Annotated in this window: 15 protein-coding genes; 11 read left to right on the top strand and 4 right to left on the bottom strand. The window is 46.2% G+C overall.

Annotated elements, in window-relative coordinates:
- Positions 1-67 precede the first annotated feature (67 nt).
- The 5 genes from lexA (at position 68) to ACUJFL_RS00340 (ending at position 5,178) form a co-directional block, all read left to right on the top strand.
- Positions 68-688: a transcriptional repressor LexA gene (gene lexA, locus ACUJFL_RS00360; RefSeq protein WP_445425720.1), complete on the top strand. Its 621-nt coding sequence runs from the start codon at positions 68-70 to the stop codon at positions 686-688.
- A gap of 386 nt (positions 689-1,074) precedes the next feature.
- Complete coding sequence (gene coxB, locus ACUJFL_RS00355; protein ID WP_226751446.1) at positions 1,075-2,145, top strand: cytochrome c oxidase subunit II; 1,071 nt, start codon at positions 1,075-1,077, stop codon at positions 2,143-2,145.
- A gap of 3 nt (positions 2,146-2,148) precedes the next feature.
- Positions 2,149-3,732 carry a cytochrome c oxidase subunit I gene (ctaD, locus tag ACUJFL_RS00350; protein WP_226751342.1) on the top strand — a complete coding sequence of 528 codons (1,584 nt, stop codon included), beginning with the start codon at positions 2,149-2,151 and terminating at the stop codon, positions 3,730-3,732.
- Positions 3,733-3,742: 10 nt separating this feature from the next.
- Complete coding sequence (locus ACUJFL_RS00345) at positions 3,743-4,297, top strand: cytochrome c oxidase assembly protein (protein ID WP_306178584.1); 555 nt, start codon at positions 3,743-3,745, stop codon at positions 4,295-4,297.
- Positions 4,298-4,299: 2 nt separating this feature from the next.
- Positions 4,300-5,178, top strand: coding sequence for a cytochrome c oxidase subunit 3 (locus ACUJFL_RS00340; RefSeq protein WP_226751340.1), 879 nt, complete (start codon positions 4,300-4,302; stop codon positions 5,176-5,178).
- A gap of 6 nt (positions 5,179-5,184) precedes the next feature.
- Here the strand turns inward: ACUJFL_RS00340 and ACUJFL_RS00335 are convergent, their stop codons facing one another.
- Entirely contained in the window at positions 5,185-5,394 is a 210-nt protein-coding gene (locus ACUJFL_RS00335) for a DUF2909 domain-containing protein (protein WP_226751339.1), read from the bottom strand.
- A gap of 21 nt (positions 5,395-5,415) precedes the next feature.
- On the opposite strand from ACUJFL_RS00335, the gene ACUJFL_RS00330 reads away from it, so the two are divergent.
- Genes ACUJFL_RS00330 through ACUJFL_RS00310 form a run of 5 tightly spaced genes read left to right on the top strand, consistent with a single transcriptional unit; the run spans position 5,416 to position 9,173 of the window.
- Positions 5,416-6,141 carry an SURF1 family protein gene (locus ACUJFL_RS00330; RefSeq protein ID WP_226751338.1) on the top strand — a complete coding sequence of 242 codons (726 nt, stop codon included), beginning with the start codon at positions 5,416-5,418 and terminating at the stop codon, positions 6,139-6,141.
- Entirely contained in the window at positions 6,134-6,646 is a 513-nt protein-coding gene (locus ACUJFL_RS00325; protein WP_226751337.1) for a hypothetical protein, read from the top strand. Before ACUJFL_RS00330 ends, ACUJFL_RS00325 begins: the two co-directional genes overlap by 8 nt.
- Positions 6,643-7,635, top strand: coding sequence for a COX15/CtaA family protein (locus tag ACUJFL_RS00320; RefSeq protein ID WP_306178583.1), 993 nt, complete (start codon positions 6,643-6,645; stop codon positions 7,633-7,635). The genes ACUJFL_RS00325 and ACUJFL_RS00320 overlap by 4 nt, the downstream gene beginning before the upstream one ends.
- A gap of 1 nt (position 7,636) precedes the next feature.
- Positions 7,637-8,548, top strand: a complete 912-nt coding sequence (gene cyoE, locus ACUJFL_RS00315; protein WP_445428166.1) for a heme o synthase — start codon at positions 7,637-7,639, stop codon at positions 8,546-8,548.
- Positions 8,538-9,173, top strand: a complete 636-nt coding sequence (locus tag ACUJFL_RS00310; RefSeq protein WP_226751334.1) for an SCO family protein — start codon at positions 8,538-8,540, stop codon at positions 9,171-9,173. Before cyoE ends, ACUJFL_RS00310 begins: the two co-directional genes overlap by 11 nt.
- An 11-nt stretch (positions 9,174-9,184) precedes the next feature.
- On the opposite strand, the gene ACUJFL_RS00305 is transcribed toward ACUJFL_RS00310, so the two are convergent.
- Entirely contained in the window at positions 9,185-10,198 is a 1,014-nt protein-coding gene (locus ACUJFL_RS00305) for a polysaccharide deacetylase family protein (RefSeq protein ID WP_445428165.1), read from the bottom strand.
- A gap of 67 nt (positions 10,199-10,265) precedes the next feature.
- Positions 10,266-10,844, bottom strand: a complete 579-nt coding sequence (nfuA, locus tag ACUJFL_RS00300; RefSeq protein WP_226751332.1) for a Fe-S biogenesis protein NfuA — start codon at positions 10,842-10,844, stop codon at positions 10,266-10,268.
- Positions 10,845-10,968: 124 nt separating this feature from the next.
- Between nfuA and ACUJFL_RS00295 the strand changes: the two genes are divergently transcribed.
- A complete protein-coding gene (locus ACUJFL_RS00295; RefSeq protein WP_445428164.1) occupies positions 10,969-13,524 on the top strand; it encodes a M14 family zinc carboxypeptidase in 2,556 nt (851 codons plus the stop codon).
- Here ACUJFL_RS00295 and ACUJFL_RS00290 read toward each other — a convergent pair.
- Entirely contained in the window at positions 13,479-14,237 is a 759-nt protein-coding gene (locus tag ACUJFL_RS00290) for a ComF family protein (RefSeq protein WP_445428163.1), read from the bottom strand. The genes ACUJFL_RS00295 and ACUJFL_RS00290 overlap by 46 nt on opposite strands.
- Positions 14,238-14,260 lie beyond the last annotated feature (23 nt).

Genomic DNA, 14,260 nt, shown 5'->3' with positions numbered 1-14,260 from the left:
ACAACGCTTGGCATTTCGAAAAAGGCTGTATATACTGACAGTACTTACTGTATAGGTAGCCAGCATTATGAGACCATTAACGCCTCGTCAGGCCGAAATTCTGCAATTAATCAAAGATTACCAACAAGAAACCGGAATGCCACCCACGCGTGCCGAGATTGCGCTGCGTTTAGGTTTTAAATCTGCCAATGCAGCGGAAGAACATCTCAAAGCCTTAGCTAAAAAGGGGGTACTGGAAATGATGCCCGGTACCTCGCGAGGCATTCGTTTATTGGAAGACGATTCCGTTCCCGAGCAATTGGGTTTGCCTTTGGTGGGTAAAGTTGCCGCTGGCCAACCTATCTTAGCCGCTGAGCATGTACAAAATCATTATCAAATTGATGCGCATTTATTTAAACCCCATGCTGACTTTTTACTTCGGGTACAAGGTATGAGTATGCAAGATATCGGCATCCTCGATGGCGATCTGTTAGCCGTGCATAAAACCACTCAAGCAGAACATGGCCAAGTGATTGTCGCCCGTGTCGATGATGAAGTAACGGTAAAGCGTTTCCAGCGGCAAGGACATGAAGTTTTATTGCTTCCTGAAAATCCAGATTTTGAGGTGATTAAAATCGATTTACGTGAACAGCAATTTGCCGTTGAAGGCCTTGCTGTAGGTGTGATCCGTAACGGCAGTTGGCTATAAAATAGTCGCTGTTCAACAAGTTAATTTATAATTGCACTGGTATGACCTCTTGGTTTTATCGGTGCTTTTGCATTTTAGGGGTTTACATAACGCTCATACTGGACAATTCTTAAGCGGTAACTGTTCAAAAAATAATTAAAGTTAACAGTTGCTGGTTTCAGCGCTTGCTTCGAAATCACAAAAAATAATAAAAATAAGAAATTGCGAAACTTATCACATAGATTCGGTCAGGATGGGTTTACATAAAAGCCGTGTAGTTCTGTGTTCTTGGTTTCTGCAGTTTGCAATGCAAATGACAGAGGAGAAGTACAGTGACAAACACGCGTTGTCTGGTTTGGTCGCTGCCGACCCTATTTTTTGCCGCATCGGCAAATGCATCAACATCTATGCCTTTGAATATGACCAAAGGCGCTACGGAGATCAGTCAGCAGGTTTATCAACTGCATATGACCATCTTCTGGATTTGTTGTGCTATCGGTGCAGTGGTGTTTGGGATTATGTTTGTATCCATGATCCTTCACCGCAAAGCAAGAGGGGTGCAGCCGGCTTCATTTCATGAAAGTACCAAGGTTGAAATTCTGTGGACGGCCATTCCGGTCGTTATTCTTGTTGTGATGGCATTTCCCGCCACGACCACCCTATTGGCGATGGATGACACCTCTGCTGCCGATGTGACCGTGCAAATTACCGGTTCGCAGTGGAAATGGCATTATAAATACCTTGAACACGATGTTGAGTACTTTTCATTATTAGCGACACCCAGAGAGCAAGTGGCCAATAAACTGGCCAAGGGTGAAAACTATCTATTAGAGGTCGATCGGCCCTTAGTGATTCCTGTTGGGAAAAAAATTCGCTTCTTAATGACCTCAGATGATGTGATTCACTCGTGGTGGGTACCTGCATTTGCCATTAAAAAAGATGCGAACCCTGGCTTTATTAACGAAGCATGGACTCGGGTAGACGAGCCTGGCACTTATCGTGGGCAATGTACTGAGTTATGCGGTAAAGACCATGGCTTTATGCCAATCGTGGTGATCGCCAAAAGCGAAGAAGATTATTTAGCGTGGATCCAGCAAGAAGAAACGCGGATCGCCGGTGAAAAAGCCGCCGAACAAGAATTACTTGCCATGAATATGAGCATGGCAGAGTTAATGAGTACCGGTGAAAAAATCTATCAAGGTTGGTGCGTCGCCTGTCATCAGGCTACTGGTATGGGGTTACCTGGTATTTTCCCTGCGTTAAAAGGCAGCGAGTTAATCCTTAACGATCGCAACGGCCATATTAATGTGTTGGTTAATGGTCGCCCGGGTACCGCGATGCAGGCATTTGGTAAGCAACTCAGCTTAAAAGAATTAGCAGCGGTTATCACCTATACCCGTAATGCTTTTGATAATAATACCGGTGATACCGTGCAGGCTGCCGATGTGTTCGCTGTCCAGCAAGGCAAGGGAGAATAACCGATGTCAGCAATTACTACTGAACATGATGATCATGCGCATGATCATAAACCTAGCGGCATAAAACGCTGGTTGTTTACCACGAACCACAAAGATATCGGCAGCATGTACCTTATTTTCGCTTTGGTGATGTTTTTCCTTGGCGGCAGTATGGCAATGGTTATTCGTTTGGAGTTATTCCAGCCGGGTATGCAATTTGTCGAACCTCACTTCTTTAACCAAATGACCACAGTGCATGGCTTAATTATGGTATTTGGCGCGGTAATGCCGGCCTTTACCGGTTTAGCTAATTGGATGATCCCAATGATGATTGGTGCGCCAGATATGGCGTTACCACGGATGAATAACTGGAGTTTTTGGATCTTACCTTTTGCGTTCTTGATCCTTTTACTTAGTTTATTTATGCCAGGCGGTGGCCCCAGTTTTGGCTGGACGTTCTATGCCCCGTTATCGACAACCTACAGCGGTGACAGTACGGCGCTGTTTGTGTTTTCGGTGCATATCATGGGTATTTCTTCCATTATGGGGGCAATTAACGTGATCGTCACCATTTGGAATTTACGTGCTCCTGGTATGACATGGATGAAAATGCCATTGTTTGTCTGGACGTGGTTTATCACAGCGTTCTTACTGATTATGGTTATGCCTGTATTAGCAGGTGCCGTGACCATGGTGTTGACGGATAAATTTTTTGGTACCAGTTTCTTTGATGCTGCCGGTGGCGGTGATCCCGTGCTGTTTCAGCATATTTTCTGGTTCTTTGGTCACCCCGAAGTGTACATCATGATTTTGCCAGCCTTTGGCATTATCTCCGCCATTATTCCAACCTTCGCCCGTAAACCGTTGTTTGGTTATGCCTCTATGGTGTATGCCACCGCAAGTATCGCTATCTTGTCGTTCTTGGTTTGGGCCCACCATATGTTTACTACGGGGATGCCGGTGTTTGCGACCTTGTTCTTTATGTATTGCACTATGTTAATTGCGGTACCTACCGGGGTAAAAGTGTTTAACTGGGTGGCCACAATGTGGCGAGGGGCCATGACGTTTGAAGTTCCGATGATGTTTGCCTTAGCCTTTATTGTGCTGTTTACCATCGGTGGCTTCTCGGGCTTGATGTTGGCGATAACGCCAGCTGACTTCCAGTACCATGATACCTATTTCGTGGTAGCACACTTTCACTATGTGTTAGTAACAGGCGCAGTGTTTTCGATTATTGCGGCGGCTTATTACTGGTTGCCTAAATGGACCGGCTACATGTATGACGAGCGTCTTGGCCAGTTGCATTTTTGGTGTTCTTTGATTTCTGTAAACATGTTGTTTTTCCCAATGCACTTCGTTGGTTTAGCGGGTATGCCACGCCGTATCCCTGACTATGCCCTGCAATTTGCTGACTTTAATGCTTTTATCAGTATCGGTGGCTTCCTGTTTGGCCTGTCGCAACTGATCTTTGTGTGGGTGTTGGTTAAATGTGCGCGCGGCGGTGTGCCCGCTACTGCGCAGGTTTGGGAAGGTGCTGAAGGTTTAGAGTGGGAAGTGCCGTCACCTGCGCCTTATCACACCTTTGAAACACCACCCGTAATTAAGTAGCGGAGGGTTTATGCAGCTGCATCGTACGCTGGTCAGTAAATTACTACTGGTTGTGTTACTGATGTTTGGCTTCGGTTTTGCCTTAGTTCCTTTATATGACGTGTTTTGTGATATTACCGGTATTAATGGCAAACCCTCGGCAACGCCAGCCACTGTGCTGGCGAATAATATCGACACTAGCCGCGAAGTGACCATTGAGTTTTTGGCGCGACCAAACAAAGACATGCCGTGGATTTTCAAACCCGAGATCCGCCGTTTGACGGTGCATCCAGGTGAAATTTACGTGATGAACTATATCGCAGAAAACCCCACCAGCCGCATGATTGTAGGCCAGGCGGTGCCATCGGTTTCGCCAGGCCAAGCTGCACTCTACTTACACAAGATTGAATGTTTTTGTTTCACCCAACAGCAACTGGCGGGCGGCAATAATATGCTGATGCCTGTGCAGTTTTATGTCGATCCGGCGCTACCGGCGCAGTTCAGCACGATTACATTGAACTACACCCTGTATGACGTGACTGCCAGTTGGCAGCCGGACACTGCTACAGCAAAAAGTGGGGAATAATAATGAATAAGACCTATGAAAAATATTATGTACCGGCACAAAGCCCTTGGCCAATAGTCGGTGCGGTAGCGATGTTTTGTATTGCCTTTGGTGCTGGGCATTACGTGATTGATGTCAGTAAGCAACAAAGTGGTTTTGGCGGTTGGTTATTGCTTGCCGGTTTTGCCATCCTCATTTTTATGTTGGTAGGTTGGTTTAGAAATGTCATCGATGAATCTATGGCCGGTTTATACAGTGCGCAAATGGATCGGTCTTTCCGACAAGGTATGATTTGGTTCATTGTGTCTGAAGTGATGTTCTTTATGGCCTTTTTTGGTGCCTTGTTTTATGGCCGGGTGATTGCGATGGAATGGCTCGGTGGTGCCAGTAACAATGCGATGACTTTTGCTATTTTATGGCCCGATTTTCAGCCGTCATGGCCACTACTAAAAACGCCCGGTGGTATTGAAACACAAGCGATGCCAGCATGGGGTTTACCGACCATTAATACGGCGCTCTTAGTGATTTCGTCTGTCACATTGCATTTTGCGCATGTGGGGTTAGAAAAAGAAAAGCGTGGCCAATTAAAGTTGTTTTTGTTGCTGACGTTGCTCTTAGGCGCAGTGTTTTTGTGTTTACAAGGCTATGAGTATATTCATGCTTATCGTGATCTTGGCTTACGCTTAGACTCTGGCTTTTACGGTAACACTTTCTTTTTGTTAACCGGTTTTCACGGCTTACATGTCACGCTGGGTGCAATCATTCTACTGTTTATTTTTTTTAGAGTGTTAAAAGGGCACTTCACGCCAGAAAAGCATTTCGCTTTTAAAGCCGGTGCCCTGTATTGGCATTTTGTTGATGTGGTTTGGTTATGTTTATTTGTCTTTGTCTACATCATTTAAACGGCTTTAATAAGGGCGGGCATTAGGTGCAATCAGTCCGGTCGCCATCGCGATAATAATTAAGGCGAGGGCGATCGCTGAAAACAACACCCGTTTACCAAGATAGTGAGACAAGCTGTGGCTGGATTCGGTTTGACGCATAACGCTAAAACCGGCTTTTACCAGATTAACCACGATATAGATCAGCAATAGAACGATGGCTATTTTTATTATCATTTCATCTCCGGAGTTTGACTGATGCAGTTTAAGTTGTTCGGTCACTTATTTAACGTTAATCGGCTGTGGTGCTTTATTACTCTGGCCGCTTTTTTAATATTAATCAAGCTGTCGTATTGGCAATGGCAACGTGCCGCAGAAAAAACCGAGCAATTACAACAGTTGGCCGTATTGCAGCAGCAAGGTGCTATCTCTGCGTCGCAACTGTTTAACTTGGTCAGTGCCGAGGCCGATGGTGTGTTAGTAGAAGATGCTGGCCGTTGGTTAGCCCCTTACGTGTGGTTATTAGATAATAAAATTGTCGAAGGCCGCGTCGGTTACGATGTGTTAATACCGGTGCAATTTCAAGCAACGGCACCCGCGTTACTCGTTAATTTAGGTTGGGTTGCCGCGCCAAGCAGTCGTCAAAGTTTACCTGAAATAACCATCCCTGCTGAAGTCAGTGTATCGGGTCTAGTGAGAACAAAATTAGGTGGCGTGCTGCTTGGGCAAAACCTTGAAGGCAATACTTACCCGATGCGTATGCAACAAGTCGATATCACTGCTTTACAACAACAACTGCCGGTACCGCTTTATGCGGCCGTTATTTATCAGCAAGCGCCCTCTCGTTTTATTCCGCACTATAAAGCCGTGGTGTTACCGCCTGAAAAACATCGCGGTTATGCCGTGCAGTGGTTAGGTTTAGCCATCGCGGTATTAGGTGTTGCGCTTGCAGCTAGTTTGCAATTGGAGAAAAAACATGAATAAAAACAAATTTCTGCTGTTGTTTATCCTCTGCTGTGCTCTGCCATTGGCCTTGGCTAAGCTGGTGTTAGAGCTCGGTTGGTTTTCACCTGGTTCGAGCAGTCAGGGGGCTTGGTTGGAACAAGAGATCTATTTACTCGATGATGCCAGTGCTCGCCAAGATCATTGGCGTATTGCAGTGGTTGCTGCAGCGTGTGATCAAAAGTCCTGCCAGCAAGCTTTATACACCGTAAAGCAACTGTATACCGGATTAGGTCGCAAGCAAAACCAAGTGCAAACGGTGTATGTTGGCCAGCAATTACCGGCTGACTATGCCAATTTTCCGCAGTCAGATGTAACCAATGCGGCTACGGCGGCATTACAAAACCAAATTGTGCTGGTTGATCAACGCGGCCTGGTGTTATTGCGTTATCCGATGCCAGAGCAAGCAGAACAAATGGCGGTTACAGCTAAATCGATCCGCAGCGATTTAATGAAGTTGATGAATTACGACAGGACCAGCGTATGACATTACATAAAAAATTGGTCACTTTGACCCTATGCTGGACCATGCTCGTGATCATTTTAGGCGCTTACACCCGTTTAACGGACGCCGGTTTAGGCTGTCCAGATTGGCCAGGTTGTTATGGTTTTTTGAAGGTGCCGGCCCATCCAGAAAAAGTGTTAATAGCCGCTGAGCGTTTTCCTGAGCGTCCCTTAGAAACGCATAAAGCGTGGAATGAAATGGTGCATCGCTATTTGGCCGGTACTTTAGGTCTGCTGATTGCCGCACTCTTTATCAGTAGTGTTTGGCAACAACGGCGTTTAACTATTATTCCCACAGCGTTAATTATCTTAGTGTGTTTTCAGGCCTTGCTCGGTGCACTAACGGTTACGATGGGCCTATTTCCATTGGTAGTGATGGCACACTTACTGTTTGGTTTTGGCATTTTTTGCTTATTGGCTTTATATTGGCTTAAGGTGCATCCTCATTGGCTTAGTCGAGAGCCTCAATTGCTTCGTCTAAAACCTCTCGCCATCTTGGCGGCTATTGTGGTGTTGATGCAAATTGCTCTAGGCGGCTGGACTGCAGCAAATTATGCGGCTTTGGCCTGTTTAGATTTACCCCTGTGTGAAACGGGATGGTCAAATCGTTTAGCTTTTGCAGAGGCCTTCGATTTACATCTTGGTCATGGTGATTACGAATATGGCGTGATGTCGCAAGATGCTCGTGCCACCATCCATGTATTACACCGCATTGGTGCGCTTATTACCTTTAGCGTGGTGGCCTTTTATGCGTGGCGTTTATTCAAGAATGCCCAATCTTCGCTAATGCAGCGCTTAGCACTGGCCATTGGCGCGACCTTGTTACTGCAATTTACCTTGGGCGTGCTCAATATTGTGCTACACCTACCTTTAGCAAATGCAGTTGCACACAACTTTGTCGGTGCCAGTTTGCTGATGTTCGTTGTGGTATCGGTCTATCAAATTAATCAGCAACAAGGCAGGGAGAGATAATATGGCAACCTTATTATTATCAGGGATGCACAGCCGGCTGTGGCGCGACTATTTAGAGCTTACTAAACCTAAGGTTGTCGCTTTGTTAGTGTTAACCGCTTGGGTGGGAATGGTGTTGGCGACAGATCAATGGATTTCCTTTGGTTTGTTGTTTTCAGCGACGGTGGGGATCGGTTTATTGTCGGCTGCCGCCGCAGCGTTAAACCATGTAGTTGATCAGCGCATTGATGCACAAATGGCTCGTACCCACAGTCGGCCAGTGGCTCGTGGTCGGGTTAGCAGCAAACAAGCGGTGATTTTTGCTTGCAGCTTAGCCTTAGCGGGCTTTTTTTTGCTGTACTTTGCAGTAAACCCGCTGACAGCATGGTTAACCTTACTCAGTTTGTTTGGGTATGCAGTGGTCTATACCATGTTTTTAAAACGGGCCACCCCGCAAAACATCGTGATTGGTGGTTTAGCGGGCGCCATGCCCCCTTTATTAGGTTGGGCTGCTGTTACCGGTGATATTCATGGTCATGCTCTGCTCTTAGTGATGATCATCTTTGCTTGGACACCGCCGCATTTTTGGGCGCTGGCTATCCACCGTCGCGATGATTATGCCAAAGTGAATATGCCCATGTTGCCAGTAACGCATGGCATTGAATATACAAAAAGTGCCATTCTGTTATATACCCTAATACTATGCATTGTGTGTCTCTTACCTTATATTGTCGGCATGACCGGCGCTATTTACTTAGTGGCCAGTACGTTACTGAATTTACGGTTTTTGCAGTACGCGTGGAAACTGAAATTCTTTGCAGAGGCCAGCACAGCGATGGCAACCTTTAAGTTTTCCATTGTGCATTTAATGTTGCTATTTTTGGTGTTAGTGGTCGATCATTATTTTAAGGTATTAACGCTTTATGTTTCGTAGTATTAGTTATTTATTATTGACCGTAGGGGCATTGGTCGCCGGTGTGCTAACATTTTTAATGTTACAACAACCCGCAGCGCCGAAGCAGGCATTGGTATATCCACAGGCGCGAAATTTAGCCGAGTTTAGCTTAACCGATCAACATGGTCAGACCGTTGGTCGACAAGATCTGTATGGGCAATGGACGCTCGCTTTTGTTGGCTACACCTTTTGCCCAGATATTTGCCCGCTGACCTTAGCTAAGCTTGCGGGTGTGCAGCCCGAATTAGCGAAAATGCTCAACGAGCCATTGAAAATCTGGTTTATTTCGGTTGATCCACAGCGTGATACGCCGAAGCAAATTAACGAGTACGTCAATTATTTTCAGCAACCGGCATTGTTAGGTGTTACGGCAGGGCACGATCAGCTGTTTCCGTTTGTTCGAAATATTGGTTTGATGTACGCCATGAGCAGTAATGCCGAAGGCAATTATCTGGTTGATCATAGTGCTTCGGTGGTGCTATTGAATCCACAAGGACAAGTGGTAGCTATGTTTAAACCCGAGATGGTGGTTGGGCAGCCGCCGGTGATTGATCCCGAACAGCTGCTTGCCGATTTCCCGTTGGTGTTAGCGCAACTTAAATAACGTTATTGACCTTAGCCTGCGTTTAACCAAGGTTGCGAATACCAATAAAAATAACCTTTTTTACTGAGCGATGGCGCAGTGCAGTTATAACGACTGCGTCCGCGATTTAAAGGTTTACTGGCGGTGACTTCAAATGTTGTTGCATTTAACCAGACCGGCTCAAGCACTTCACTGCCTGCATAGCAGCGCAGTTGTTGCCGACGAAAATCCTCTATTTGCAGGGATAAGCGCAGTGTAGGAGGGTTAGCACTGACTTGCTGATCGGCCATCAAATACTCTGTAATAGGAAAGGCCAGCGTACGCAATTTTTGACTGAGATCTTTGAGAACCGCATACTGACCCGCTGCAGGATAACGCGGGATCCGCGTTAATTTTGTTAAAGGGCCAATGGCTCCCGATTGCTGACCAATACCAATAAAGCCTAATTGCTGCACTAAATCTTCTAGTGCATTATTAAATTCGCCATAAGGGTAGGCTAACCATTTATGCTGTTGGCCCGTTTCTTCTTGAATGCGCTGCTCTGCTTGCAGAATACTTTGCTTCATCCGCTCTAACCAAGCCACTTCTGTTTCATCTTTATTGCGTGTTGCCATATGCTCATGCCACATGGCGTGGTTAGCGATTAACACGCCATCATCTGACATTTGTTTGACTTGCGGCCAAGTTAGCACCGGCCCGATACGCTGATCAATCGCGCCTGGGCTGATAAAAAGCGTATAGGGGTAGCCGAATTCCTGCAAAATAGGGTGGGCCGTGGTGAAATTGTTTTCATAACTATCATCAAAGGTGATTACCACGGCATTATCGGCAATCGGTTGTCCCGAGGTTAATTGTTGAATTAACACATCAAGGCCAATAACTTGAAAGTTGTTATCGCGAAAATAACTGAGATGGGCGCGAAGTTCATCTAGGGTAACACTGCTCACACGCGGCGTGTCGCTGGCAACATGATGATAAATCAACATTACGGCCGCTTGAGCCGGAGAAAGTATTAACGAAAGTAACAGAAGTATCAGCGCACGCATAACAAAGCCCCAATAAGGATATCGAGGCTGTTATAGCATAGTTGGTAATAAAATGCTGCTAGCGCACTTAGTAATAAGAGTGTTCGCCGCGCTGGTGCTCTGTAATGTCTTTTACGCCAGACAACTCGCCTTCGAAACGTGCTAATAACTCTTTTTCAATGCCTTCTTTTAACGTTAAGTCGACTTGTGAGCAGCCATTACAGCCACCGCCAAATTGCAGGATTGCCACGCCAGTGGGTGTTAATTCCATCACGCTAACACGGCCACCATGGTTGGCTAATTGCGGATTAATTTCACTATCGATGACATATTGCACGCGTTCCATTAAAGGGGCGTTGTCACTCACCTTACGTACTTTGGCATTCGGCGCTTTTAATGTCAGCTGTGAACCCATCTGATCGGTTACAAAATCGATTTCTGCGTCCACTAAGTAAGGTTTACTTTCTTCATCAACTACCGCATCAAAGCCGGTAAAGTTCAGCGTGATATCGGTTTCTTCAACCGCATCGGGTGGACAATAAGACACGCCACATTCCGCCTGAGCCGTGCCAGGGTTGACCACAAACACCCGAATGTTGGTGCCAGCAGGTTGTTTTTCTAACAGCTTGGCAAAGTGGGTTTGAGCCTGTTCTGAAATTGCAATCATAGTAGTACCTGACTAAATTACTAGGTTATGCCTTATGATACTCTTCCTATTGCGGCGATGCCAGCCCTGCTTGAGTTTTGTGCTGCTTTCTGGCTAACTTAGCGCATAAACTCGGGGGATTGTAATGAAAAAACTGGCTACAATTATTTTGTTTTTTACAGTTTGGCAGGTACAGGCCAACTACTTCAACGAAAAAGTCATTAACGACGTGTCCGCACCTGAAGCGGTGTTAGGTTTCAAAGTGGGTGACTGGCATGCGCGACATGATCAAATTCAACGTTATTTTGAAGTGGTCGCAGCTCAATCGGATAGAGCACAACTGGAAGTTATCGGGAAAACTCATGAGCAGCGGCCGTTGCTACAATTGGTTGTTTCTTCTCCTGAAAATTTAGCTAATTTAGAACAAATTCGCTTGCAGCATTTAGCTCAGGTGCAAGGCAATGCTCGCATTACTGCAGATAGCCCAGTGGTCATTTGGTTGGGTTATAGTATCCATGGTAATGAAGCGAGTGGCGCCAACGCAGCCTTGGTTTTAGCGCATTATTTAACGGCAAGCACTAATCCAGAAGTACAGCAGTGGTTAAAGCAGGCCATCATTTTAATTCAGCCCAGTTTAAACCCTGATGGTAATGACCGCTTTGCAAGTTGGGTGAATATGCATCGAGGCAAAGTTGCGGTGACAGATCCACAACATCGTGAGCATATTGAACCCTGGCCGAACGGCCGACCCAATCATTATTGGTTTGATTTAAATCGGGATTGGTTATTACTGCAACATCCGGAAAGTCAGGCGCGTTTAGTGCAGTTTCACAAATGGCAGCCGAATATTGTTGGCGATTATCATGAAATGGGTACCAACAGCACGTTTTTCTTCCAGCCCGGCATTCCGTCACGCAATTACCCATTAACACCTGAGCGCAACTTTGAGCTGACTAAAATGATGGCGGGTTTTCATGCGCAAGCCTTTAATCAACGAGGCGCACTGTATTACACGCAAGAAAGCTTCGATGATTTTTATATCGGTAAAGGCTCAACCTATCCGGATATCAATGGCAGTGTCGGCATCTTATTTGAACAAGCCAGTAGCCGTGGCCATGCCCAAGAGTCGATTAATGGTGTCTTAGCTTTTGCTGATGCCATTAAAAACCAGTTTGATGCCTCGTTATCAACTATTCGTGGTGCTGTAACCAATCGGCAACAGCTATTAACCTATCAACAAGCGTTTTTCGAGTCTGCCGCGCAGCAAGCCCGCAGTGATCGCGCTAAAGGCTATATCTTAACGGAATCGCAAGATCAAAGTCGTTTAACGGACTTATTGCGTTTATTAGCACAGCATCAGATCACGGTATATCCGTTAGAGCAAGATTGGCAATATGAGCAACAACAGTTTAAAGCCGGTCAAAGTTATTACGTGCCATTACAACAGGCGCAGTATCGGTTATTAAAAGCGGCCTTTAGTACCGATAAGTCCTTTAATGACAACACGTTTTATGATGTGTCGGCTTGGACCCTGCCTTATGCTTATAACATTGATTTTGTTCAGGTCAACCGCGAGCCTGGCCGTGCCTTAGCTGAACAACCTTGGCAATGGCAGCCTCGGGCACCGCAACAAACGCCAGAAGCAGAAGGTTATGCCTACGTATTAAATTGGCAGGATCAGCAAGCCCCAGTAATGCTGCAGGCGATGCTGGCTGAAGGTTTAGTGGTGCGTGCAGCGCTGGGTGATTTTACGGGGACTACCACCAAAGGTAATCGCGGCTTTAAAGCGGGTGCCATGGTTATCCCTGCGGGTTTACAGTCACATGCAGATTGGTTTTTCCGCTTACAAAAAATACAAGAGCGCTTTAATTTACCCATCCATACCCTCACCACAGGGCTAAACAGTCGTGGTAGTGATCTGGGTAGTAGTAATTTTACGCCTGTTACTTTACCGCAAGTGTTAGTGGTGGCAGGGCCAGGTGTCAATTCCACAGAAGCCGGTGAAGTGTGGTTTAACCTCGAGCGTTTAGCCGGTGTTTCACCCAGTATGATTGAGCCTGATCGCTTATCACGAGTTAATTTAAGCCGCTATACCCATATTATTGTGCCAGATGGTAACTACCGTAGCTGGTCTGAAGCAGACATTAATCGTTTACGGCAATGGACCATGCAAGGCGGTATTTTGTGGGGTCATAAAGGTGGCGCCACTCTGTTAGCGCAAGCCAAACTGCTACAAGCTGCGGTGTGGACTGCAGATGATATGGCCGAGCTGATCCCTGCTAATGAATTAACCTATGCTGATAAAGAGGCTTTGGCCGGCAAACGTCGCATTGCTGGGGCTATTTTTAAGGCTGAATTGGATTTATCACATCCGTTAACCTTTGGTCTCAATCGTAAAGATATGCCGCTGTTTAAAAACTCTAATGTGTTATTACAGCCAAGCAAAGCACCCTTTGTTAATGTTGCTAAGTACAGTGCTGAACCCCATTTAGCCGGTTACACCGCAGCAGAATACGTACCACGCATAGCCGAAGGTGCGGCTCTCGTTGCGCATAACTTAGGTCGTGGTCGGGTCATTGGTATGACGGATAACCCGGTGTTCCGTGGCTATTTCCAAGGTTCAAGCCGTTTACTCGTCAACGCACTGTATTTAGGTCATGGTTTTAGTGCTAACGCGGAAGATGAAGAGGATGACGAGTAGTTAAACGCGGGGGTTACTGCCAGCGTCCAAACGCTAACCAGGCTAGCACCATGCTGTTTTAGCAGGCGCGTCAGCTGGTTGGCTGTTGCGCCGGTTGTTACAACATCATCAATTAACACTACATGTGCCGGTAATTTGCCGGCACAAGTTATTTGAAACACCCCTTTTAAATTCTGCTGGCGCTGTTGTCGATTTAACCCCACTTGATGTGCGCCGTCTTTGCTGCGTTGTAAAATATCCAACAATGGCAACTGCAAGTTGCTGGCGGCAAGCTCAGCCAGTATTTTGGCTTGATTAAAGCCACGTTTCCGCTCTTTTTTACGCGTCATTGGCACATACACAATCGCATCGGGCAAGGGATGGCCTGCAGCTTGATAGTGTTTCAGCAGTTGCACAAACTGCTGCTGTAATAATGCGGCCGAATAAGCATCGGCATGAAATTTCCAACGGCGGATCCAATGCTGAAAAGGTAATTGATACCAAGCTAAACTGAGTAAGCGATCAAATTGGCAATCTGTTAAACCATTGCTGACTGCCGGAAGCCAGAGCAGGTTATAATGGCAGAGGGCAAAAGGTAATTGCGGTAAAGCAGCTTGGCAATCAGGGCAAAGCAATTGCTGATGGTTGAGCACTGGCAGGGTGCACCACAAGCAGGGAGACGGCAGAAGTTTTTGCCATAGCCAGCGCAGTGTGTCGAGTAGCCGCATAGTCATCAGTGGTCAGTGTAAATGGGATA

The organism is Alishewanella sp. HL-SH05 (assembly GCF_052655985.1).
Note: the sequence above shows the minus strand (reverse complement) of the source record. Positions and strands in the feature narration are given on the sequence as shown.

Excerpts from the sequence above, each read along its gene's own strand:
- lexA (WP_445425720.1), top strand. The coding sequence starts at position 68 with ATGAGACCATTAACGCCTCGTCAGGCCGAAATTCTGCAATTAATCAAA.
- coxB (WP_226751446.1), top strand. The coding sequence starts at position 1,075 with ATGCCTTTGAATATGACCAAAGGCGCTACGGAGATCAGTCAGCAGGTT.
- ctaD (WP_226751342.1), top strand. The coding sequence starts at position 2,149 with ATGTCAGCAATTACTACTGAACATGATGATCATGCGCATGATCATAAA.
- ACUJFL_RS00345 (WP_306178584.1), top strand. The coding sequence starts at position 3,743 with ATGCAGCTGCATCGTACGCTGGTCAGTAAATTACTACTGGTTGTGTTA.
- ACUJFL_RS00340 (WP_226751340.1), top strand. The coding sequence starts at position 4,300 with ATGAATAAGACCTATGAAAAATATTATGTACCGGCACAAAGCCCTTGG.
- ACUJFL_RS00335 (WP_226751339.1), bottom strand. The coding sequence starts at position 5,394 with ATGATAATAAAAATAGCCATCGTTCTATTGCTGATCTATATCGTGGTT.
- ACUJFL_RS00330 (WP_226751338.1), top strand. The coding sequence starts at position 5,416 with ATGCAGTTTAAGTTGTTCGGTCACTTATTTAACGTTAATCGGCTGTGG.
- ACUJFL_RS00325 (WP_226751337.1), top strand. The coding sequence starts at position 6,134 with ATGAATAAAAACAAATTTCTGCTGTTGTTTATCCTCTGCTGTGCTCTG.
- ACUJFL_RS00320 (WP_306178583.1), top strand. The coding sequence starts at position 6,643 with ATGACATTACATAAAAAATTGGTCACTTTGACCCTATGCTGGACCATG.
- cyoE (WP_445428166.1), top strand. The coding sequence starts at position 7,637 with ATGGCAACCTTATTATTATCAGGGATGCACAGCCGGCTGTGGCGCGAC.
- ACUJFL_RS00310 (WP_226751334.1), top strand. The coding sequence starts at position 8,538 with ATGTTTCGTAGTATTAGTTATTTATTATTGACCGTAGGGGCATTGGTC.
- ACUJFL_RS00305 (WP_445428165.1), bottom strand. The coding sequence starts at position 10,198 with ATGCGTGCGCTGATACTTCTGTTACTTTCGTTAATACTTTCTCCGGCT.
- nfuA (WP_226751332.1), bottom strand. The coding sequence starts at position 10,844 with ATGATTGCAATTTCAGAACAGGCTCAAACCCACTTTGCCAAGCTGTTA.
- ACUJFL_RS00295 (WP_445428164.1), top strand. The coding sequence starts at position 10,969 with ATGAAAAAACTGGCTACAATTATTTTGTTTTTTACAGTTTGGCAGGTA.
- ACUJFL_RS00290 (WP_445428163.1), bottom strand. The coding sequence starts at position 14,237 with ATGACTATGCGGCTACTCGACACACTGCGCTGGCTATGGCAAAAACTT.